This is a genomic window from Enterococcus sp. FZMF, assembly GCF_030263915.1.
GTDB lineage: Bacteria > Bacillota > Bacilli > Lactobacillales > Enterococcaceae > Enterococcus_D > Enterococcus_D casseliflavus.
This window is the reverse complement of sequence record NZ_CP127160.1, coordinates 1,089,674-1,109,485: the sequence shown is the minus strand read 5'-3', so window position 1 is coordinate 1,109,485 and position 19,812 is coordinate 1,089,674. Positions and strand designations below refer to the sequence as shown.

General features: G+C 44.5%; 21 protein-coding genes and 1 riboswitch. Of the genes, 2 read left to right on the top strand and 19 right to left on the bottom strand.

The window, feature by feature from the left end; all coding sequences use genetic code 11:
* The 4 genes from QN079_RS05335 to QN079_RS05320 form a co-directional block, all read right to left on the bottom strand.
* Positions 1–1,155: a glycoside hydrolase family 3 protein gene (locus tag QN079_RS05335; RefSeq protein ID WP_289230487.1), complete on the bottom strand. Its 1,155-nt coding sequence runs from the start codon at positions 1,153–1,155 to the stop codon at positions 1–3.
* Positions 1,156–1,357: 202 nt separating this feature from the next.
* Positions 1,358–1,888 (bottom strand): folate family ECF transporter S component, encoded by a 531-nt coding sequence (locus QN079_RS05330; RefSeq protein ID WP_005225551.1) that lies wholly within the window; start codon positions 1,886–1,888, stop codon positions 1,358–1,360.
* 26 nt (positions 1,889–1,914) lie between these two features.
* A riboswitch (THF riboswitch) is annotated at positions 1,915–2,016 on the bottom strand.
* Between the two features lie 232 nt (positions 2,017–2,248).
* Positions 2,249–2,431, bottom strand: a complete 183-nt coding sequence (locus QN079_RS05325; RefSeq protein ID WP_005225550.1) for a hypothetical protein — start codon at positions 2,429–2,431, stop codon at positions 2,249–2,251.
* Positions 2,432–2,462: 31 nt separating this feature from the next.
* The gene (locus tag QN079_RS05320) at positions 2,463–3,728 is read right to left on the bottom strand and encodes an MFS transporter (protein WP_118214827.1); all 1,266 of its coding nucleotides are present in this window, start codon (positions 3,726–3,728) and stop codon (positions 2,463–2,465) included.
* Between the two features lie 222 nt (positions 3,729–3,950).
* Between QN079_RS05320 and QN079_RS05315 the strand changes: the two genes are divergently transcribed.
* Positions 3,951–4,607: a Crp/Fnr family transcriptional regulator gene (locus QN079_RS05315; protein ID WP_008378905.1), complete on the top strand. Its 657-nt coding sequence runs from the start codon at positions 3,951–3,953 to the stop codon at positions 4,605–4,607.
* A 55-nt stretch (positions 4,608–4,662) separates the two neighbouring features.
* Here QN079_RS05315 and QN079_RS05310 read toward each other — a convergent pair whose 3' ends face one another.
* The 15 genes from QN079_RS05310 to QN079_RS05240 form a co-directional block, all read right to left on the bottom strand.
* Entirely contained in the window at positions 4,663–5,055 is a 393-nt protein-coding gene (locus QN079_RS05310) for an OsmC family protein (RefSeq protein WP_010747810.1), read from the bottom strand.
* Positions 5,052–5,942, bottom strand: a complete 891-nt coding sequence (locus QN079_RS05305; protein ID WP_010747809.1) for an ATP-binding cassette domain-containing protein — start codon at positions 5,940–5,942, stop codon at positions 5,052–5,054. Before QN079_RS05305 ends, QN079_RS05310 begins: the two co-directional genes overlap by 4 nt.
* The gene (locus tag QN079_RS05300) at positions 5,942–6,820 is read right to left on the bottom strand and encodes an ABC transporter ATP-binding protein (RefSeq protein ID WP_005225545.1); all 879 of its coding nucleotides are present in this window, start codon (positions 6,818–6,820) and stop codon (positions 5,942–5,944) included. Before QN079_RS05300 ends, QN079_RS05305 begins: the two co-directional genes overlap by 1 nt.
* A 3-nt stretch (positions 6,821–6,823) precedes the next feature.
* Positions 6,824–7,654, bottom strand: a complete 831-nt coding sequence (locus QN079_RS05295) for an ABC transporter permease (RefSeq protein WP_010747808.1) — start codon at positions 7,652–7,654, stop codon at positions 6,824–6,826.
* Positions 7,654–8,613, bottom strand: a complete 960-nt coding sequence (locus tag QN079_RS05290; RefSeq protein ID WP_002307597.1) for an ABC transporter permease — start codon at positions 8,611–8,613, stop codon at positions 7,654–7,656. Before QN079_RS05290 ends, QN079_RS05295 begins: the two co-directional genes overlap by 1 nt.
* Positions 8,614–8,685: 72 nt before the next feature.
* Entirely contained in the window at positions 8,686–10,266 is a 1,581-nt protein-coding gene (locus QN079_RS05285) for an ABC transporter substrate-binding protein (RefSeq protein WP_010747807.1), read from the bottom strand.
* Between the two features lie 51 nt (positions 10,267–10,317).
* On the bottom strand, positions 10,318–11,148 hold the full coding sequence (locus QN079_RS05280; protein WP_010747806.1) for a MetQ/NlpA family ABC transporter substrate-binding protein: 831 nt from the start codon (positions 11,146–11,148) through the stop codon (positions 10,318–10,320).
* 256 nt (positions 11,149–11,404) lie between these two features.
* A complete protein-coding gene (locus tag QN079_RS05275; RefSeq protein WP_016608218.1) occupies positions 11,405–12,499 on the bottom strand; it encodes an aminotransferase class I/II-fold pyridoxal phosphate-dependent enzyme in 1,095 nt (364 codons plus the stop codon).
* On the bottom strand, positions 12,489–13,688 hold the full coding sequence (locus QN079_RS05270) for a MalY/PatB family protein (RefSeq protein WP_010747803.1): 1,200 nt from the start codon (positions 13,686–13,688) through the stop codon (positions 12,489–12,491). Before QN079_RS05270 ends, QN079_RS05275 begins: the two co-directional genes overlap by 11 nt.
* Complete coding sequence (locus QN079_RS05265) at positions 13,678–14,646, bottom strand: homoserine O-succinyltransferase (protein ID WP_010747802.1); 969 nt, start codon at positions 14,644–14,646, stop codon at positions 13,678–13,680. The genes QN079_RS05270 and QN079_RS05265 overlap by 11 nt, the downstream gene beginning before the upstream one ends.
* A gap of 399 nt (positions 14,647–15,045) precedes the next feature.
* The gene (locus QN079_RS05260; RefSeq protein ID WP_010747801.1) at positions 15,046–15,816 is read right to left on the bottom strand and encodes a C39 family peptidase; all 771 of its coding nucleotides are present in this window, start codon (positions 15,814–15,816) and stop codon (positions 15,046–15,048) included.
* A 138-nt stretch (positions 15,817–15,954) separates the two neighbouring features.
* Positions 15,955–16,566: a hypothetical protein gene (locus tag QN079_RS05255; protein ID WP_005225537.1), complete on the bottom strand. Its 612-nt coding sequence runs from the start codon at positions 16,564–16,566 to the stop codon at positions 15,955–15,957.
* Between the two features lie 118 nt (positions 16,567–16,684).
* Positions 16,685–17,572 carry a 16S rRNA (adenine(1518)-N(6)/adenine(1519)-N(6))-dimethyltransferase RsmA gene (gene rsmA / locus QN079_RS05250; RefSeq protein ID WP_005225536.1) on the bottom strand — a complete coding sequence of 296 codons (888 nt, stop codon included), beginning with the start codon at positions 17,570–17,572 and terminating at the stop codon, positions 16,685–16,687.
* Positions 17,569–18,141 (bottom strand): ribonuclease M5, encoded by a 573-nt coding sequence (gene rnmV, locus QN079_RS05245; RefSeq protein WP_034695433.1) that lies wholly within the window; start codon positions 18,139–18,141, stop codon positions 17,569–17,571. Before rnmV ends, rsmA begins: the two co-directional genes overlap by 4 nt.
* Positions 18,134–18,904, bottom strand: a complete 771-nt coding sequence (locus tag QN079_RS05240; protein WP_010747799.1) for a TatD family hydrolase — start codon at positions 18,902–18,904, stop codon at positions 18,134–18,136. The genes rnmV and QN079_RS05240 overlap by 8 nt, the downstream gene beginning before the upstream one ends.
* A gap of 185 nt (positions 18,905–19,089) precedes the next feature.
* Between QN079_RS05240 and QN079_RS05235 the strand changes: the two genes are divergently transcribed.
* Positions 19,090–19,806 carry a hypothetical protein gene (locus tag QN079_RS05235; protein ID WP_010747798.1) on the top strand — a complete coding sequence of 239 codons (717 nt, stop codon included), beginning with the start codon at positions 19,090–19,092 and terminating at the stop codon, positions 19,804–19,806.
* Positions 19,807–19,812: the final 6 nt, after the last annotated feature.

Here is a 19,812-nt window from a genome sequence, read left to right as displayed (position 1 = left end):
TTAAAGTAAATGCAATGCTTCTTTCCAGAGCAAGACCCGTTTGACGGAAGCATTCAAATCAGCTTCTAAATAGCGGCCATCTTCAACCGCTTGTACCACAAAAGGAATCTGTTCTTGATAGGTAGAAGAGATCACTAGATCATTTCCCGCCTGCAACGCCTGTAATGCGGCTTCTTTTTGCGGAATGAACTCAGAAAGTCCTGCCATATCCAAGTCATCCGTCATGATGACCCCTTTAAAATGCAATTCATTTCGCAGCAGCTCATGCACGGGTTTTGAAATAGAGGCGGGTACGGTCTTATCGATACTATTGACGATCGTATGGGCGACCAAAATACTATCGGCACCAGCTTTGATCCCTGCGGCAAAAGGCAGAAAATCCGTTTCCCGCAGTGCAGATAGCGGGCGGTCATCGGTGACGATTTCGACATGCGAGTCACGATTGTTGCCATAGCCAGGAAAATGCTTCAAGGTAGACCCAACGTGGTGTTTCTGTAAAACATGAACCACACGTTCTACAAACGCACTCGTGCCCTGCGCATCCATGCCAATGGTTCGGTCGTAGATAAAGGACTGCGGATCAGTGGAAACATCGGCAACGGGAAACAGCCCAGCATTGATGCCATAAGCTTTTAAAATTTCCGCTTTCGTTGCTGTATCTTCTTCAATCGCTGACCATCCACCTTGGGCATACAGCTGTTGTGGTGAGAGAAAACGCTGATTCGTAAGGTTCGGATTGCGGCTGATGCGAGTCACTGTGCCCCCTTCTTCATCCATACCGATCAACAGCGGAATGGCGCTGGCTGCTTGGTAATCTGAAATTTTCTGTTTCAAGCGCTCCGCCGTCTCATTTTCGGTATCACGGCCGAATAACAGATAGCCACCAAAGTGATACTTTTGAAGCTCTTCGATTTGATTGCTTTCTGGCACACGCACAAAAAACAATTGCCCGACCTTTTCCTCCAAACTCATCGTGGCGATTTTTTCTGTTATTGCCTCTTCTGGCTGTTCTTGCGTGGAAGTTGAAACAGAAGTTGACGTGGAAAATGAGGTGGTTTCCTGACTTTCCCTGCTTTCTTCCTGTGTTTCGTCCCTCAAGCTGCTTTGCTGGATCATGGCTGATTCTTCAGTTTGCTGTTTTTGCTGTTCTATCATTCACTTCATCCCTCCCATTGCTGCTAAGACCAAGAAAAGAAACAGTCCCGTAGCGAGTCCTTTTTTATTCATAGGTTCCCCTTCCCCTCTAAACAAGTTATTGAGAATGATTAAGACAATCCTTAGAAAGAAAAAAGTGAACCACTGACGAAATATTCGCAGATGATTCACTTCAATGGATGTTATCGTTCTTTTTTACTCGTTAAACGAACCGTCGGATCAGCCGTTTGTATGGTACCGCACGCCCTACGATGTAAATCAACGCAGTTTGTATCGGGAACATGATGACTGCTTTTAGCAAGCGGACCGACCAGATCGCCCAGCTTGTCAAAGGAATATTCAGCATCATAGCTAACCAGATCGGTGTTAAGATCAAGGTTATTAAAAGTGTATTTAACAAGACGACCATCGCCGCTCGTTTTAATGTGACTTCTTTCCGATAAAAGAAGTAGCCATAAATCAGTCCACCAACGAAGGCATTGATGGTAAAGCCGAAAAAGTAGGCTGATTTTGGAAAAATCACCATTCCTGCGATATCGGCTAATGAGGAGCCAACTGCTGTCCAAAACGGACCAAACAGCATACCCATGATCAGCTGTGGTACAAAGGAAAATGTGATTTTGATATAGGAGGTTTCAAACCCCAAGATTTGCGACAAGACGACCATTAAGGCAATCAAAAGTCCCATGACCGCAATCATGTGTGCATCGACTTTTCTTTTCATAGCGAGCATCTCCTTTTAGAGTTGCTACAAATTCATGCAGCGAATGCGAAAATAAAACCGCGAACGAATGATCGTTCTTCGTCCGAAAGGCAACATCCCATCCTTTCAGCACTTAACGCTTTATTTCCTACTCTGATTTTTTTTTAGGTATTGCTACCCAGACACACTATAGCATACAAGCGCGGACTGCTACAATTTTTCTTGCTTATTTTCTTATACAAAATCTGCCAATGTTCGCTTTTCTTTTTTTGTGCATCAAAAAAACGCTTTTCTCATGTGAATCTTTCTACCACCAGTAAGTGAGCAGGAAACATTCTCAAAAAAAGCGTTCATTCCTGTTTCTTGTTTCCTTTTAAGCCTTATGACAATTTACCCAATCAGATTGTCATTGATCAATACCGATTTGATGTCGCGTAATTGATGATCGATAGCAAGCTGTTCATGGGTCATCGTTGCGGTAACCTCTTTCATGGCATGCATTTCTTCATTCAATTCGTTGATATTCGTTACTAATTTGTTCAATGCTTCAATAATCAGTTGATTGTTATCCATGGTGAAACACTCCTTTTTGTAATGGTTGAGGTTAGTCTTCTTCGTTGACTGGCTGCTTCATCGTACCAACGGCGGCAACTGCGCGTTTCGTTTTATAAAACAATTTGTATAAAACAAGGACGACGACTGGGATCAGTCCGCATAAGATGTAGATTTGCGAATAATCAAACAGACCGTGTAAGCTTCCTAGTGCATAGGGACCTACGCCTAAGCCAAGATCCAGCCCGATGAAATAAGTGGAGAGCGCTACGCCGACTCGGTGAGGATCGACTTCTTTCAGACAGACGGCTTGGCCATTGGACATGAAGGTGCCATAGCCCAAGCCGACAAAGCAACCCGCAAGCAACAACATCCAGCTGTTGCCGGTAATACTCAATAAGAAAAGACCTAGGGTCAAGAAAAGAAAGCTGGGATACATGACTGCATCTGCGCCATGGCGGTCAAACAGTTTGCCCGTCATTGGCCGTGTGAAGGTCACAGAAAGTGCATAGACGATGAAGAAAAAGGCACCGGCCGTTTCCAACCCAAGGTCACTGGCGTAGATCGACAAGAAGCCGAGAACGCTGGAATAAGCCAACCCGATCAAAAAGGCAATCCCAGAAATGAAAAAAACTTTTGGTTCGACAAAACTTTTGATGGACCATTTTTGCAGCTGTGCTTTGTGTTCTTCCGTCAATGGGATGTTTTTGACTGGGAACCAGAAACAAGCGATGGCTGTTGCGATCGATAAAATAGTTGCTAACCAAATAATGAAATCAAAGCCGACCGTCGGTAGTAATAGCATACCAATAAAAGGTCCGACCGCCGCTGCTAAACTAGTACTTAATCCATAGTAATTGATCCCTTCGCCATGTTTGGAAGCTGGGATATAAGCGGTGACGATCGCATTAGCCGCAGTCGAGACGGCACCATAAGCAAAGCCATTGAAAAAGCGCACCGCATCTAAAATATAAATGTTGACTGAGACCAAATAAGCAGCGGTGGTAATGACATAAAACACTATCCCCCAGCGCAAAACGGCTTTACGACCAACTAATTCTAAAATTTTCCCAACATACAAGCGAGCGATCAAGGTCCCGATAATGTAGATCCCCGCTGCCAAGCCAGCTTGTGCAGTGGATGCCCCTAACTCCTGCGTGGCAAATTTCGCGGTGATGACGACAAAACAATAATACACGAGAAAGACGATAAAATTGATCAAGGTAATCGTGATAAACCCTTTGTTCCATAGTTTTTCATTTTTAGTTGACGGCAACGAGCTGACGACTCCTTCTTGATTGGTTTCCCTATCTGACATGTTTCTTCCATTCCTCCTGTTTGTGCTGTGATGCGTTTTACTATACCGAAACTTCCTCTGCTTGAAATGCGCTTTTGCTGTTAAAAAAGAGCATTAACAAGAAACATTAACATTTGTTATTGCTTTTTCACCAGAAATGTCTTTTAATGAAGCATGAATAGAGGAAATTTCAGATTTTTTTCAGAAAATGTTGGGTTGGCATGAAGTGAAGGAGTAACGTGGGTGGAGAAACAGATATTACGTGATTATTTAGAAAAACAAGCAATACCGGTCGTTATCCGTAAGAAAAAGAGTTACTTGACATATGAAGGCATCCCGGATCGCTACGTCTATATTTTAAAAAAAGGCATCATCAAAACTAGCGTAGTGACCCATGAAGGGCGCGAATTCAACTTGCGCTATTTGACGGATTTTGAGATCGTCTCTTTGTTTAAAGACGAATCCTCTCAAGAAGTCGAAGCCCCTTTTAATGTGCGGGTTGAATCAGAAGAAGCCGAATTATACAAAATCGTGCGGGATCAATTTTGGGCAGATGTCAATCGTGATCGCCTGCTGCAGGATTATGTCAAAGAGTATTATCGAAGAAACTTGATGGATACGATGAAAAAGATGCAGCAAATGCTGATGAACGGCAAATTTGGTGCTGTCTGTACCCAAATCAATGAGCTGTATGAAACGTTCGGAATCCAGACAACAGATGGTGTCTTGATTGACTTTGAAGTCACCAATGAGGAGATCGCTCGCTTTTGCGGCATTACCTCTGCCAGCAGTGTCAATCGAATGATGCAAAAATTACGAGAATCTGGCGCCCTAAAAAGTGTCGATCGCAAACTATTAGTGACAGATATCGACTTTATTCGGGAGAATATTATTTATTGATCAAAAAAAAGACTTTGTACGCCTATTGGTTTCAGGCACACAAAGTCTTTTTCGATTAAATAAACGTCACTGTTTCCGTCACTTCGATAGCTGGATCTAATGATTGGATCACGGGGCAATTTGGTGAAACGAGTTTTAGGCAACGGGTCGCTTTGTCATGGTCGGCTTCAGCGATTTTCGCATAAAACTGAATGTGGATGGCACTGACTGGTTGGGCTTTTTTGTTGTCGTCCCGGTCATAGCTGACTTCGATCTTTTCGATTTCTGCTGTGATTTTTGAATTCTCTAGGACGGATGCGTATACATAGCCGCCGCAAGCAGCGACCGCACTCACCAGCATTTGGACTGGCGAATAGCCTTTTTCCCGTGCTAACACCCAATTGCCAGTTGGGGTCGTCATTTCAAATTTGTCGCTTCCTTGATGGATCGTCAATGTTTCTACTGTCATCGTTTTTCTCTCCTCACAAAATGATCTGGTTCAACTTCGACCCATTCATACAATGGTGTCAAAGTAATCGTGCTTTGAATCTCCGTTTGTTCCATCGCACCTCTTGCTAACACAGGATCAGCGATCGGCGCTGCTGCTAATAATTTCTTCGTGTAAGGATGCAGCGGATTGTCAAACAAACGGTCGGTGGGTGCCAATTCAACTAGTTTCCCTTGATACATGACGGCTGTTCGGTCACTGATATGACGAATCACGGACAAGTCATGGGAAATGAACAAATAAGACAATGAAAACTCTTTTTGCAGACGCAGCAGCAATTGGATGATCTGAGCCTGAATGGAGACATCTAATGCCGAAGTCGGTTCATCACACAAGACGAACGCCGGACGATTAACCACCGCACGAGCGATGCCGATCCGTTGCCGTTGTCCGCCGCTGAAACTGTGGGGCAGTTTATGGACATCATCACCCGTGATCCCGACGATCGCTAAGATTTCTTTGGCTTTCGCTCGGGCAGCATCTTTCGTTTCATGATACAACGGCTCCATCACCAGTTCAAGTGCCGTCATGCGGGGATTCAATGATGAATACGGATCTTGGAAAATGATCTGCATTTGCTGATACGCTGCTTTGCGATCTTCTGCCGTCAATGCTGTTAGCTCTTTGCCTTCGAAGAAAATCTCCCCGCTTGTTAAGGTCTCTAAATTTAAAATACTGCGTCCTAAAGTGGTTTTCCCACTCCCAGATTCCCCTACTAGCCCCAATGTCTCGCCCCGATGGATCGTTAGGCTGACATCTTCGACCGCTCGGACTTCACTGACAGTGCCGCGCCAGTTTTTGCTGCGAAAGGTTTTCGTCGCATGTTCTACGCGAATCAGTTCTTCCATTATTCTGTCACCTCCTGATTGCGCCAAACGCGATGGGTCTTAGATAACTGCGTTTCTTGCAACTCATCTGCCAATGTCTCATGATAGTCAAAGACTTTTAATTCGGCATGCTTGTCGCCTAAATGGGCCGCCTGCAATAATTGTTTCGTATAAGGATGCGCAGGTTGATAAAAGATTTCTTCTGTGGTGCCTTCTTCCACGACTCGACCTTGATACATCACTTTAATAAAGTCGCACATTCCTGCAACGACCCCAAAGTCATGGGTCACAAGGACGACGGAAAGCTGGTTCTCTCTTTGCAGATTTTTGATCAAGGCCAAAATCTGTGCTTGGATCGTCACATCTAAAGCCGTCGTCGGTTCATCTGCAATCAGCAATTTCGGCTGCGCCAATAAAGCCATGGCGATCATCACCCGCTGACGCATCCCCCCTGATAGCTCGTGGGGATATTGTTTCATACGTTGCGCTGGAAAAGGTATGCCGACTTTTTCTAACTCTTTGACGGCGATTTCTTGAGCTGCTTTTTTCGATACTTTTTGTGAGCGGCGAATCACTTCGATCAAATGATAGCCAATCGTACGCAAAGGATTCAACGAAGTCATCGGGTCTTGAAAAATCATGGCGATCGGTAATGTTCGACGATCGGTCACTGCTGCTCCTTCAAATGTATAACTGGCATAGTGATCGGTCACCTTATCAGGCAAAAGATCCATGACACTTTTCATGGTCATACTTTTGCCACTACCAGATTCGCCGACGATCCCAACCACTTTGCCTTTTGGAATCACTAGATCCAGCTTTTTGACTAACGGTTTCGGACCGGTTTTGCTGTGAAACGTCACATTCAACGCTTCGATCGCTAACAATTCTGTCTTCATCGGTCACACCTCCCTTTGCAAGACATGTTTGATCATGTCGCCGATGTTGTTGAAGGAATAGATGGTGAAAATAACAAAGAGCCCTGGAAGGATCGCCATGTATGGTGCCCGCTGCAAGCTGTTTTGCGCATTTTGCAACAGACTGCCCCACGAAGCCATCGGCTGCTGAATGCCTAATCCGAGGAAGCTCAATGCTGATTCGGTCATGATCGCCCCAGAAATACTTGCGGATGCCGCAACGATCAAGGTTGGCAGTACTGCTGGGAAAACATGCTTCACGATAATACTGAATGAAGAACGACCGATAAATTTCCCGTAAGCAACATACTCCCGTTCTTTCGCTGCTAACGTTTCACCACGAATCAAACGAGCGATGTTCATCCATGAAAACCCGCCGATCACAATAATGATCGTGGTTAGTCCAGGACGTAAAAAGACGCTCAAAACGATCACTAACACCAGCCAAGGAATCGATGACAACACATCGACGAGCCGCATCAGCAAGTTATCGATCCATCCGCCAAAGTAGCCAGAAACAAGACCGACAAGGGTCCCGATAAACGTCGCAGTGATCATTGCCAACACACCTACAAACAAGGACACCCGACCGCCGTAGACGACCCGAATAAAGTAATCCCGCCCCACTTCATCAGTCCCAAACAAATGAGCCCAGCTCGGTGGCTGTGACATGTTGCTGACATCCGTTGCATTGGGATCGATCGGGATCAAAGGCGCAACGAGCGATAACACGATCAATAACGTCAAGAAAACGACAGAAAAAGTATAGATGGGCGAAGCAAGCATGACTTCACTGATTTTTTTGAAACGTTTCATTACTTGCTCCCTCCTTTACGGATACGTGGATCAACCACGGAATATAATACATCCGCTAACAAATTCCCTAAGATGACCAGTGTTGCTGACAGCAGCATGATCGCCATGATCACAGGATAATCGAGGCTTTTCGTTGCACTCATCAAGTAAGGTCCGACGCCCGGCCAACCGTAGATCGTTTCTGTAATGATCGCACCGGTAACTAACATCGGTAACGCCAAGCCGATTTGTGTGACAACGGGAATCAAAATATTGCGACTAATGTGACGACTGAAGATCTGCCATTTGCTGGCGTGGAATGCCCGTTGCACCATCACGTAGTCTTCTGATACTTGCTGAGTCGCTGATGCCCGAATATACCTTGTCAAATCTGGGAAGAAGGCGACAGTCAATGTGATATAAGGCAAAATAAAGTGCTGCAGAAAATCGCCAAAATCCCCTTCTTTGCCGACTGTATACATGCCAATGATCGGGAACATATTCAATAAGTAACCAAATACATAAATCAAGATCATCGCAAACCAGAAGGTCGGCACGGCGATCCCTAGAGATGCTACAGCGTCAATGATCCGATCCCAAATCTTTCCTTTGTTGGCAGCGGCTAACAGACCTAAAATGATCGCCAGCAATAAAGCCGTCAAATATGCAGGGATCACTAGCCGCATCGTATTCGGGATCCGAGTCGCAAGTTCTTGTGAAATGCTGCTTTGAGAAACCAACGAAAAGCCAAGATTACCAGTAAGAACATTTCTGATCCAAAGAAAATATTGAACCAAAAAGGGTTGATCCAAGCCATAGCGCTGCCGCAACAGATCGATTTGCTCTTGTGACATATTCGGTGTCGTGATGGAATCGATCACATCATACGGGGCGATATGTATTAGTGAAAATACGATAAAAGAGATCACAAATAGCAAAGGGATTGCTTGCAATACTCGTTTTGCAATATATCGAAACATAATTGACCTTCTTTCTTTTTCATAGAAAAAAGCTGTGATAAAAAAGATTCCTCTTTATCACAGCCAATGGATTTACTTGATTGTCAATTTAGACATATCTTCGAATGTATAGATTGGGATCAAGCCTGCATCTTCTACATTACCAATTCGGTTATTGACCGCTAAGATTTTCTTGTTGTCAACGATTGGGTAAATGATCGCTTCGTCAGCAATGGCTTTTTGCAGATCATCGTACAATGCTTCACGCTTGTCTGTGTCCAATTCAACTGCTGCTTGCGCAAACAAATTGTCAATGGTTTCGCTATTGCTTTGGAAGTAGTTGGCACTGCCGCCAGTTTCGAATAAACTGCCGTATAAGTCAGGGTCATTCCCCATGATATACCCGCCAAGGAACAGGTTGTATTTCGTTGAATCAGGTTTTTTCAACTCAGTGAAGATCGCAGTACCATCGCCCCCTTCAAGGGTAACTGTGATGCCTGCTTGTTGCAATTGTTGTTGGATCAACGTAGCTTGGATCGTTTGAGCTGGATCAGTTGAGTTGAACGCCAAGTTCAATGACAAATCAGTGACACCTGCTTCTTGTAAAAGCTCTTTTGCTTTTTCAGCATTTGTTTCATATTTCTCGACATCTTTGGTAACGTATGGATTGTTCGGTGGTAAGAATGAATACGGTGTTGCATAATAGTCTTCATCTAAATACGCTGCTTGATTTAATTCATCTTTGTTCAAAGCATATAAGACTGCTTGACGGACCTTCACATCTTGTAATGCATCTGAATGAGTATTTAAGCCTAAGTATCCAATGCGGTTTTCTGTATAGGGATAAACAGAAATTTGCGTATCATCTAAGTCTTCGATATCTGAAGGCAAAACAACGGCTGCGTCAACTTCCCCTTTTTGCAAAGCAACTTTGGCCGTATCAGTACTTTCAATGATCCGCAAGGTCACGTTTTGAATCGAAGGCTTGCCGCCATAATAGTTTTCGTTGGCTTCAAAAGTAAAGTACTCACCACGTTTGTATTCTTTCAATTGATATGGACCCGTACCAACTGGTTTTTCAGGCAGTTCACTGACCGAAAAGTCGCTAACATCTTTAAAGATGTGCTCTGGAATGATGTATGTTTCGGTTGCGATATTGCTGATTGCTGCTGCACTCGGTGTTGGCAACACAAATTTCACGGTGTATTCATCCACTTTTTCGATCGCGATCGGCTGGTCGTCGACCCAAAGCGAATCGGCATTGCCGTTTTCTTTTTTGACTTTTTGTTCATACGTGAAAACAACGTCATCGGCGGTAAAATCTTCGCCATCTGACCATTTGACATCTTGTTTCAAATGCACGGTCAATGAAAGGCCGTCTTCCGCCGGTTCCACTGATTCCGCTAACGCATTTTTCGTCGTTCCATCTGCTTCCACTGTAACGAGTGGAGAATAGATCATGTTTGTCACTGTCAAGCCCCAGCGATCACTGGTGTTGATCGGGTTGGTGGACGATGGGTCCCCGCTGATGGCATAAGTGAATGTTGCATCATCGCCAGCACCAGCTGCACTGCTGGTTGCCGTTTCCTCTGTATTTGATCCACCGCAAGCTGCTAGAACGAATCCTAGTCCGACGACGGCAACACTTGCTAAACCTTTTTTCCAATTGATCATTTTCCCATCCTACTTCCTGTTCCTATATAATTATAGTAGATTTTTTGCTTTTTATTCCCAAACAGGGATACTTGATTTCTTGGTAACTTCGTCAATAATTGCTTTTACTTCATCGGTCTGATAATACGCTACGACCGTTTGGTACACATCATTTTCTGCTTCGTCTGCTCGCGCAGCAATGACATTATAATAGGGCGTGGAGGAGTCAGCCACAGGTTCTAAGAAAATCGCATCTTCTGTAGGAACCAAGCCAGCATCGACTGCCATGCCGTTGTTGATCAAAGAGATGTCGACATCGGTCATTGCCCGAGCCGTTTGATTGGAATCAAGCAGCTCAAATTTCAAGGCTTTGGGATTCTCAGTGACATCACTGGTTGTTGGCAGTAACCCTTTTGATTCATCCAAAGTGATCAAACCGGCCGTTTGTAAGAGTAATAGTGCGCGGCTTTCATTTGACACATCATTGGGTAAAGCCACCGTAGCACCATCTGCCAATTCGCTGACATCAGTGATTTTATCGGAATAAATACCAAGTGGGTTTAATGTCGTATACGCAATCGTCGTGTTGGAATAACCACTTTCTTCGTTGACATTATCCATAAAAATTTCCGTCAATGCTGCGTGAAGATCGATTGACCCATCCTCTAATGCGACGATTGGTTGGCGATAATCGATGAACTTCACCAGTTGCAAGTCGATATTTTCGTTTTCCTTCAATTCTTCCTGCACATGTTCCCAGGCTTCATTTTGTTCGCCAACGACACCTAATTTGACGACGGTCGTTTCTTCATCCGCTTGGTTGGTGCCACAAGCAGCCAAGCTAAACAAGGCAAACAGCCCAATCACTCCTGTCGTCAACACATTTACTACATTTCTTTTCATCCCTTTTTTCCCCTTTTGTTCCCTCCTCAGATCAATCGTCCTATTTCCTTGTCGAATGGCCCAACTAGACCAATTTCCCCTCTGTTTCTCAAAACAACCTACTTTTTCAAAGGAGAAATGGTTAATCCCTGTTGCCGTCAACCGAAAACATCGGACTCACTATTCATATGTAGTGTAACTTTATCCTATACAACTAAAACTGTCAATAAAATTACTCTACAAAAGTAAGTTTTTCACTAGCTGATCTGTGGTTGGGTTATTTGAATATCTTCAGTGCATTTTCTAAGTCATCAATCAAATCTTTACTACTTTCGATCCCAATGGAGATCCGTAAAAGATCCGGCGTCAATCCATAAGATTCTCGTACCTCTTGAGGAATATCTGCGTGGGTCTGTGTCGTTGGATACGTGATGAGACTTTCCACACCACCCAGGCTTTCCGCAAAGGTAAAGACCTTTAATGCCGCTAAGAAGCCGCTGATTTTGGTTTCATCAAGCACCCGAATACTGATCATCGCCCCTGCATTTGGGTACAGCACCTCTTTGACCGCCGGATGGGCTCGTAAAAAGCGGCCAACTTCCTTGGCGTTGGCTTCCTGTCGTTCAAAGCGCAACGGCAGCGTCTTTAAACTTCGGATAAATAACCACGTATCAAAGCTGCTCAAGGTCGGGCCTGAAGTATTGGCTAAATAATTCAAGCGCTCCCCTACTTGCGCATCTTTGGCGATCACGACGCCAGCCAAAATATCATTGTGACCTGATAAGAACTTGGTGCCTGAATGGATCACTAGATCCGCGCCTTCTTCTAAGGGCAGCTGTCGTAATGGCGTCAAAAAGGTATTATCTACGATCAGCAGCGCCCCATGGTCGTGAGCAAGCTTGGCGGTTTCAGCAATATCCGTCACGGTCATCAAAGGATTCGTTGGGGTCTCTAAAAAGACAGCCGTTACCTCGTCAGTTAATTTTTCACTTAATTCTGTTACAGTGCTGAAGGTATCGAAGAATGCCCGTTGGCTTTTTTCCAATTCTGCAAAATAGCGAAAGCTGCCGCCATACAAATCACGAGAAACCAAAAAGCGACTCCCGCTGGTAAATAAGTCAAAAATCAAAGCGATCGCACTCATGCCAGAGCTGGTCACTACTGCCCGAGCTCCTTTTTCTAATTCAGCAAGACCTGCTTCTAAGATATCACGGGTCGGGTTTTTGGTACGGGTATAATCATAGCCAGTACTTTGCCCTAACTCGGGATGAGCAAAGGTCGTGGAAAGATAGATCGGTGGGCTGATCGCCCCAGTTTGCTGATCCGAATGATTGCCTAATTGTGCCAGAAAAGTTGCTGTATCAATCGTCATGTCGTTCCTCCTTTTTGATTGCCTCGATCATGCGATCAAGGGCTTCTTGAATGATCGTCGGTGTTGTCGCAAGATTCAGACGAATCAAGCCCTGACCGTCTTGTGAAAACCATTCCCCATAGTCGACTGCCAGACCGGCAGTATCTTGGATCACGTGCTTGGTTCGTTCTTTGGCAATGACTTGCCGCAGATCCACCCAGAGAAGATAGGTTCCTTCTAATGGCAGGACCTCAATTTTGGGAAATGCTTCTTGCAGTTGCTGGCGGACCATTTGTTCGTTGGCAGCAATCACCAAAAGCAGGTCCGCTAGCCATTGATCCCCCGATTCATACGCGGCTTTCGCAGCCACCAATCCCAAACGATTGACTTCCGTCTGCTTGTATTGTCGGCACCACTCCTCATAGGCTCTACGCATCTCTAAATCAGGAATCCAAACATGAGAGAGCAATAATCCTGCTAAGTTGAAAGTTTTTGAGGGCGAATCCAGAACGATCAGCTTCTCAAAGCCGAACCCCTGTGCCACTGTCACGGCTGAAACAAATTGCTGCTCACCGAGTATCAGCTCACGATGGATCTCATCGGCGATCACGACAACCTCATGTTTTTGGCAAATGGCCAATAACTGATGCAATTCTTTCTCTTGCCAGACCCGCCCTACTGGATTGTGGGGGGAGCAGAGAATAAATAGTTTCACTTTTTCTTCAATGATTTTGGCTTCAAAAGCAACAAAATCGATTTGATAAGAATTCCCCACCTTTTGCAAGGGTGCTTCTATCAAGCGCCTTTTCGTCTCTTTGATGCTGTCAAAAAAGGGATAATAGACGGGTGGCTGGATCAAGATGCCATCGTCTGGTTCTGTGAAACAATGAAGCAAATCAACCAAAGATTGGACGACCCCTGTGGAAAACGAGAGCCATTTTTCTTCGAATTTCGTCCCCCAGTGGCGATCTTGCCAAGCTTGATAGACTAAAAAATAGCCTGAGGGGGGAATCGCATAGCCAAAGGTTCCTTGAGCAACCAGTTGCTGCAAGGCTTCTTCCACTGCCTTTGGCGCAGCAAAATCCATATCAGCTACCCATAAAGGCAAAAGCTTTTCTCCTTGGAACCGTTGATCCACAAGATCCCATTTTAAAGAATCAGTGCCTTTTCGCTGTCTAGCATAGTGGGAGAGAAAATGCTCAATCGTCATTGATACTCACCCGACCTTCTGGCTCACTGCCAATTCGGTATCCTTCTTTCGTCGGCGTGACGGACAGGTCATACGGCGTTCGCAAATAGGTTTCATTGATCCAATTGCTGAAAAACAAAGAGGCATGTCCCCGCCAACGGTTGGTAATCTTTCCGCCTAAACGGTCATAGGCAAAGTAATTTTTGGGCAATGCGGTAGCTAAGCCCCGTTCCATGTCTCGCAAGTACTCTTCATTCAAGGTCGTTGTGTGGTATTCAAAATGCCCTAGCAAGAAGGCATTTTTATGATCTTCTGATACGAAGATGGAAGGCCCTGTTTCAACACCCGCTGCCAATATTTCTAAAGGCGCTTGGGCGAGCTGGCCTTCATCGATGCCAGTATAGCGCGAATGGGGCGTATAAAAGACGTCGTCAAAACCGCGAACGAGCGGATGAAAATGCGTGACTGCTTGTTCGAAGACGCCGAACAACTTGCTTGGGTACAACACTTTGTCGATACCATAATGGTAATAAAGACCAGCTTGTGCCCCCCAACAAATATGCAGGACTGAAGTGCAATTCGTCTGGCTCCAATCCATGATCTCTTGCAGTTCTTGCCAATAATCAATGGCTTCAAAGGCCATTTTTTCAACAGGGGCACCAGTGATGATCAAGCCGTCGAATCGTTGGGACTGGATCACTGAGAATTCTTGATAGAACTTTTCCATGTGATCGACAGACGTGTTTTTACTTTCGTGGTACTTCATTTTCAGTAAAGTTACTTCAATTTGCAGCGGACTTTGGGAAAGCAGGCGCAGCAATTGATTTTCTGTGGCGATCTTTTTCGGCATTAGATTGACGATTGCGATCTTCAAGGGACGAATCTCTTGTTTCGCCGCTTTATGCTGCAGTAAGGCAAAGACATTTTCTTTTTGCAGGACCGCTGCAGCGGGTAGTTCTTTGGGAATAATGATCGGCATTGCTTCAACTCCTTACAGATAAATTTCTTGTTGAAAAGAAGGCGAATAGTTTCGGCTGTGAGAAACAAAAAAAGCCGCCCTTTTATCCTTACGGATAAAAGGGACGACTTGATGCGCGTTACCACCCTAATTCGTGCTATTCTCACAAATAACACCTCAACAGTACACTATGATACTTGGCGCTGTAACGGGCGCATGCCGTTTTGCTGGCGTGAACCAACAAAAAAACTCAGAGCTCATCTTCACTGATCACCGCATGTCTCCTTTTTCACCAACCGGAGTCTCTGTACCTTTGTTGATCTGCTACTCTTCTCTTCAACGTTATCGATTTCTTTGTTTAATTTTAAAAAATTATAATTGTTTTTTCATTTACTGTCAACGGCAAGTTAGGGGTTTTTCTTAGATTTCTTCTAAATATAAGTATTGCTGACCCATTTTTTCATAGATCGCTGCTAAGTCTTCTTTGCTGACTTCACGATCCTTATGTCCATAAGGGTCGTTGACATACATCGTCTCCCCATCGATGCCTGTGATCACCACCGAATGGATCAATGCCGTCACAAGGATTTCGCCATTTTGGGTATTCCATTGAAAGAAATCCGCATCGGTAGGTACTTGTAATTCTAACGTCGCAATCATCCAAACTGGTTTCCCAGATTGAAGTACTTTGACGATCTCATCAAAGCTTTTGTCTCGTCCACTAACAACTTCGTATTGCTCTTTTACAATCCTTTCGGCGACATCGGTGATCGGTTCTACGTCAACCCCCATCGCGCTATCACCGTCATAGATGTTTCCAACAAAGCCTTCTCGCGGATCTCCATGGTGATAATAATCCTCATAAAGCGGGACATACGCTAATTCTTCCGCCAATTGATTTTTATTGGTATCAAATCCGTAAAAATTCAAGAGCATCGATAAAGCCGTTACCTCACAGCCATTCCCTAACGCCACTTCATCGAATTGATTTTCTAACGGAACATCCAATTGAATAACCTCACTGTATTCAGGCTCTGGTGTTTGTTCTTCATCCGAAAGTGCTAGTGTCAATTCATCCTCTATCTTTTCAAAGGGGGACTGCCCGTTCTTACTGTCATAAAAAATCAGCAGAAAGAAGAGCATCAAGACGAACATACCTAAAAGTAACCGTTTTAACTTTTTCTTCTTCATCTACTTCCTCCTCTTGTATATTATAACTTATTTCTGTTTATTATTTCACTATAATAAACTTTTTAGGAAGGAGTATTTTCTTAATCTAAACACAAAAAAATAGACCCGTTTAGGCAGCGGGTCTATTCAAACTGGCGCTTATGCCGCTTTCTTCTGTTTCTGAATAAAGCGTCCTTTTGCTTTTGAAAACGAACGAATATCAAATTGTTTGCTTAAGGCACCTGCAACAAAATAAGCCAAATTGAAATCGATCAAGCTATGGATCAAACCGCCGATCCCCATCAAAACGAACAAGAAATAGTAGAAATTACCATCGAATGCGGTCCCTGGTACATTTCCTGTGAAGTAAAAGGCGGCAACGACTGCCATTTCTACGGCAGAATGGATCAATCCGATAATCAAGTTAAAGCTCTGAAATTTGATATTCAATAAAGAGGGTTTGCCATTTTTCAGTAAAATATCTGGGTGCTTCTGTAAATAAAAGGCACCGATGACGGCAAAAACAACATGGGACAATGCCCGTAAAGCAATGATTGGTGGCAGTGTTAAGAAAAAGCCAAAGGTCGTTCCTAAAGCTACCGCGATCGCCATCGCAGGTGAAAAGAACATCGCCACAAAGACGGGCACATGGCTAGCTAAGGTAAAAGATGCTGGTCCGATGACGATTTTGGGCATTACCATGGGAATGACGATCCCCATGCCGATCAACAATGCAGCGATCGTTAAATGGCGAATGGAATGATTTTTCATTTATACTCTCTCCTTCAATGTGTCATGACAGTTCTGTCTTGCTTATTCTACTGGTATTTCCACGAGGTGTCAAGACACAAAAAAACGAATGTTTATTCAACATCCGTTTTTATTGAAGTTATCCTTTACGCGCTTGCATTTCATTGCTTAATTTGGCAAATTCCGCTAACGACAGCGTTTCTCCACGTCGTTTCGGATCGATCCCACTTGCTTCTAAGCTGTCTGCCAACCACTGTTTGGTTGTTTCATCTTTTCCATAGCTATTTTGCAAATTGTTCCAAAGGGTTTTACGACGCAGCTGAAAGGCTGCTTTCGTTAATTTGAAAAACTCTTTTTCATCGGTGACTGCGACTGCTGGTTGTGATCGACGCGTCAATTTCAAAATAGCCGAATCAACATTCGGTTGGGGCACAAAAACGGTTTTCGGGACGATGAATGCCAGTTTTGCTTCCATGTAGTATTGCACAGCGATCGACAACGAGCCATAGGCTTTAGTCCCGGGAACTGCTGAGATTCGATCTGCCACTTCTTTTTGCATCATCACGACCATTTCATCTACTTTTACCTGAGACTCTAAAAAGTGCATCATAATTGGCGTAGTGATGTAGTAGGGCAAATTTGCGACAACTTTTAATGAAGCAGCCGTATCGCTGAATGCTGACTGAATGGTCGTTGCCAGATCTGCTTGCAAGACATCTTGATGAATGATTTTCACATTTTGATATGGCTGCATTGTGTCGGCTAACACTGGGATCAACCGATCATCAATTTCAAACGCCAACACTTGCTTGGCATGTTTTGCCAACTGTTCGGTCAGCGCACCGATTCCAGGACCAACCTCAATGACGTTTGTCGTCTCGTCGATGCCTGCAGTTTCTACGATTTTCCGTAAAATATTCGGTTCTGTTAAGAAGTTTTGCCCTAAACTTTTTTTAAAGGTAAAGCCATGTTTCGCTAAAATCTCTTTGGTTCTTGAGGGGGTTGCTATATCCCGTTCTTCCTTCACAATTCTTCCTCCACTATTTTCATTGCTTCTGCCAATTCTGCATCGGTGATACGAAACATTGCCAGCCGCTTCTCTAATTGTTTGCCGTTCGTATAGCCGATGCGTAAAAGATCCCCCAACCGCTCTCGTTTCTCTTTCGCTCCAGCCCCTGCGATCAAGCCATACGCTAACAACTGTTGCCGATCAATGGTCCCCTCATTGACTTCATTTGAAGCAATCGGGGTTACGACTTTTCGCAAGGCTTCTTTCAACGCTTCATGGCTGGCGTGTTCCACGCCTAAACTGCCCTTGCTTTTCGGTGCTGCCTGACTGCGCGGTAAAAAGGCATGCTTGGCATCAGGAACGACTTCCATAATGATTTTGCGGATCTTTTCTCCCGAAAAATCGGGATCGGTAAACACGATGACCCCTCGTGTCTCTTGGGCGTGCTCGATTTGATCAAGGATCGTGTCATCGATCGCCGAACCGATCGTCTCGATGGTATCTACATCGAACACTTCTTGCAATCGGCGGGTGTCGTCTTTGCCTTCGACGACAATGATTTCTTCGATTTTCGGTTTACTAGTCATTGATCCTAAACAAGCGATGGGCATTTTTTGTCGTGTAGGCCGCAACATCAGCCACCGCTTCTTGCCGCAGCTCCGCGATTTTATCCACTACATAATGAGTATAGCCCGGTTCATTGCGCTTGCCACGATAAGGAACAGGGGCTAAATACGGCGCGTCAGTCTCAACGAGCAGCCGATCTTGTGGCACGACTTGCGCAGCTTCTTGTACCTCCTTCGCCTTTTTGAAGGTCACGACACCACTAAAGGAAATATACATTCCTAGGTCCAAGAACTTTTTCGCCCATTCGCCGTCCCCACTAAAGCTGTGCATGATGCCGCCGATCGTTTGGACTTTTTCATCCTTTAAAATCGCATAGGTATCTTCTAAGGCTTCACGGGTATGAATACTGATGGGCAGCTGATGTTCACGGGCGATCGCCATTTGCCGACGAAAGACCTTTTCTTGAACTTCCTTCGGATCCTCCATCCAGTGATAGTCTAAACCGATTTCACCTAGGGCAACGACTTTTGGTTGTTCCAAGCGCTCTTGCAAATAGGTTTCCACTTGTGGGGTATAAGAACCAGCTTCGGTTGGGTGCCAACCGATAATACTGTAAATGCCAGGATATTCTTTGCTTAATGCTAACGATTTTTCAATCGTTGGCTGATCGAAACCGACGACCGCCATCTCCGTTACTCCTAGTTCTTGCGCACGGGCGACCGTTTCGGGAATGTCTTCGTTAAACTGTTCTGCATTCAAATGTGTATGAGAATCAAAAATCATGAAATCTCCTCCTTAGTCCTTCTATACTCTAGCATATTTTGACGGTTTAAGAAACGAATCCTCTTCGCTTTTTTCAGCAGTTTAAGAAAACTTTCAGCAAGCAAAAAAAATCCGCCCAAAGTTGGAGGACGCCGAAGCTGATTTTCTCTATACTGAGGGTAACGAAATCGTATGGAGGTGGAAATATGGAACGATCAAAAATTGATCCCGGCCGCTTTTTTTCTGGCCAAAAAGCAGCCACGAAAGGCACGTTAAAACATCAATATCATTACTATCGGCAGCAAAATGCCCATCAAGCATTCAACAGCGATTTTCAGCGAAATTTCCAGCATGATTTCCCGAATTTTGCTACCTGGCTAAAATTGCAGCAGCAGACACCACAAAAGAATCAAACAGCGACTTTTTCTCACTGGTTATTGGTTGGTTTCTTCGGACTTTTGACAGCAGCAAGTTTTTCGCAACAGCTCTTATTCCTACTTTTTGTCTTTGTCTTAGCCGCTCTCGTCAAAGGACCTGGCATGATCGTATGGGGCATCGTGTATTCCTTCTTAGTTAGTCTGTTCCCGCCATTGGGTATCGTTCTTTCTGGCTTATTTTTCTTACTGACCCTGCGTCAATTAACCAAAAACGTCACTTTCGTTTTGACTGCATTGTACTTTTACGGCTATCCCTTTATCATCACAGCCCTCCAACACTTTACGAATTGGGACCCTCAATGGCTGTGGGTCGGCAGTATCGGTTTTGCCTTGATCAGTGGCCATTTTGTCTTAAAGCAAAACTATCCCTTTGCTTCAAGTAAAAGTCTCGCATGGGCGATCATCTCCGTCCCTTATGATTGTGTCATGGCTTTGATCCCCGTCAAACACAAAGCACGCTTTAAACGTTTGGTGAAAATCAAATAATTACGA

Bases quoted from the DNA above. Each gene is read 5' to 3' on its own strand.
- QN079_RS05305 (WP_010747809.1), bottom strand. From the start codon at position 5,942: ATGGAAGAACTGATTCGCGTAGAACATGCGACGAAAACCTTTCGCAGC.
- QN079_RS05335 (WP_289230487.1), bottom strand. From the start codon at position 1,155: ATGATAGAACAGCAAAAACAGCAAACTGAAGAATCAGCCATGATCCAG.
- QN079_RS05270 (WP_010747803.1), bottom strand. From the start codon at position 13,688: ATGACGATTGAGCATTTTCTCTCCCACTATGCTAGACAGCGAAAAGGC.
- QN079_RS05325 (WP_005225550.1), bottom strand. From the start codon at position 2,431: ATGGATAACAATCAACTGATTATTGAAGCATTGAACAAATTAGTAACG.
- QN079_RS05285 (WP_010747807.1), bottom strand. From the start codon at position 10,266: ATGATCAATTGGAAAAAAGGTTTAGCAAGTGTTGCCGTCGTCGGACTA.
- rnmV (WP_034695433.1), bottom strand. From the start codon at position 18,141: ATGACTAGTAAACCGAAAATCGAAGAAATCATTGTCGTCGAAGGCAAA.
- QN079_RS05310 (WP_010747810.1), bottom strand. From the start codon at position 5,055: ATGACAGTAGAAACATTGACGATCCATCAAGGAAGCGACAAATTTGAA.
- QN079_RS05240 (WP_010747799.1), bottom strand. From the start codon at position 18,904: ATGATTTTTGATTCTCATACACATTTGAATGCAGAACAGTTTAACGAA.
- QN079_RS05330 (WP_005225551.1), bottom strand. From the start codon at position 1,888: ATGCTCGCTATGAAAAGAAAAGTCGATGCACACATGATTGCGGTCATG.
- QN079_RS05235 (WP_010747798.1), top strand. From the start codon at position 19,090: ATGGAACGATCAAAAATTGATCCCGGCCGCTTTTTTTCTGGCCAAAAA.
- QN079_RS05260 (WP_010747801.1), bottom strand. From the start codon at position 15,816: ATGAAGAAGAAAAAGTTAAAACGGTTACTTTTAGGTATGTTCGTCTTG.
- QN079_RS05275 (WP_016608218.1), bottom strand. From the start codon at position 12,499: ATGACGATTGATACAGCAACTTTTCTGGCACAATTAGGCAATCATTCG.
- QN079_RS05320 (WP_118214827.1), bottom strand. From the start codon at position 3,728: ATGTCAGATAGGGAAACCAATCAAGAAGGAGTCGTCAGCTCGTTGCCG.
- QN079_RS05280 (WP_010747806.1), bottom strand. From the start codon at position 11,148: ATGAAAAGAAATGTAGTAAATGTGTTGACGACAGGAGTGATTGGGCTG.
- QN079_RS05255 (WP_005225537.1), bottom strand. From the start codon at position 16,566: ATGAAAAATCATTCCATTCGCCATTTAACGATCGCTGCATTGTTGATC.
- QN079_RS05290 (WP_002307597.1), bottom strand. From the start codon at position 8,613: ATGTTTCGATATATTGCAAAACGAGTATTGCAAGCAATCCCTTTGCTA.
- QN079_RS05265 (WP_010747802.1), bottom strand. From the start codon at position 14,646: ATGCCGATCATTATTCCCAAAGAACTACCCGCTGCAGCGGTCCTGCAA.
- QN079_RS05300 (WP_005225545.1), bottom strand. From the start codon at position 6,820: ATGAAGACAGAATTGTTAGCGATCGAAGCGTTGAATGTGACGTTTCAC.
- QN079_RS05295 (WP_010747808.1), bottom strand. From the start codon at position 7,654: ATGAAACGTTTCAAAAAAATCAGTGAAGTCATGCTTGCTTCGCCCATC.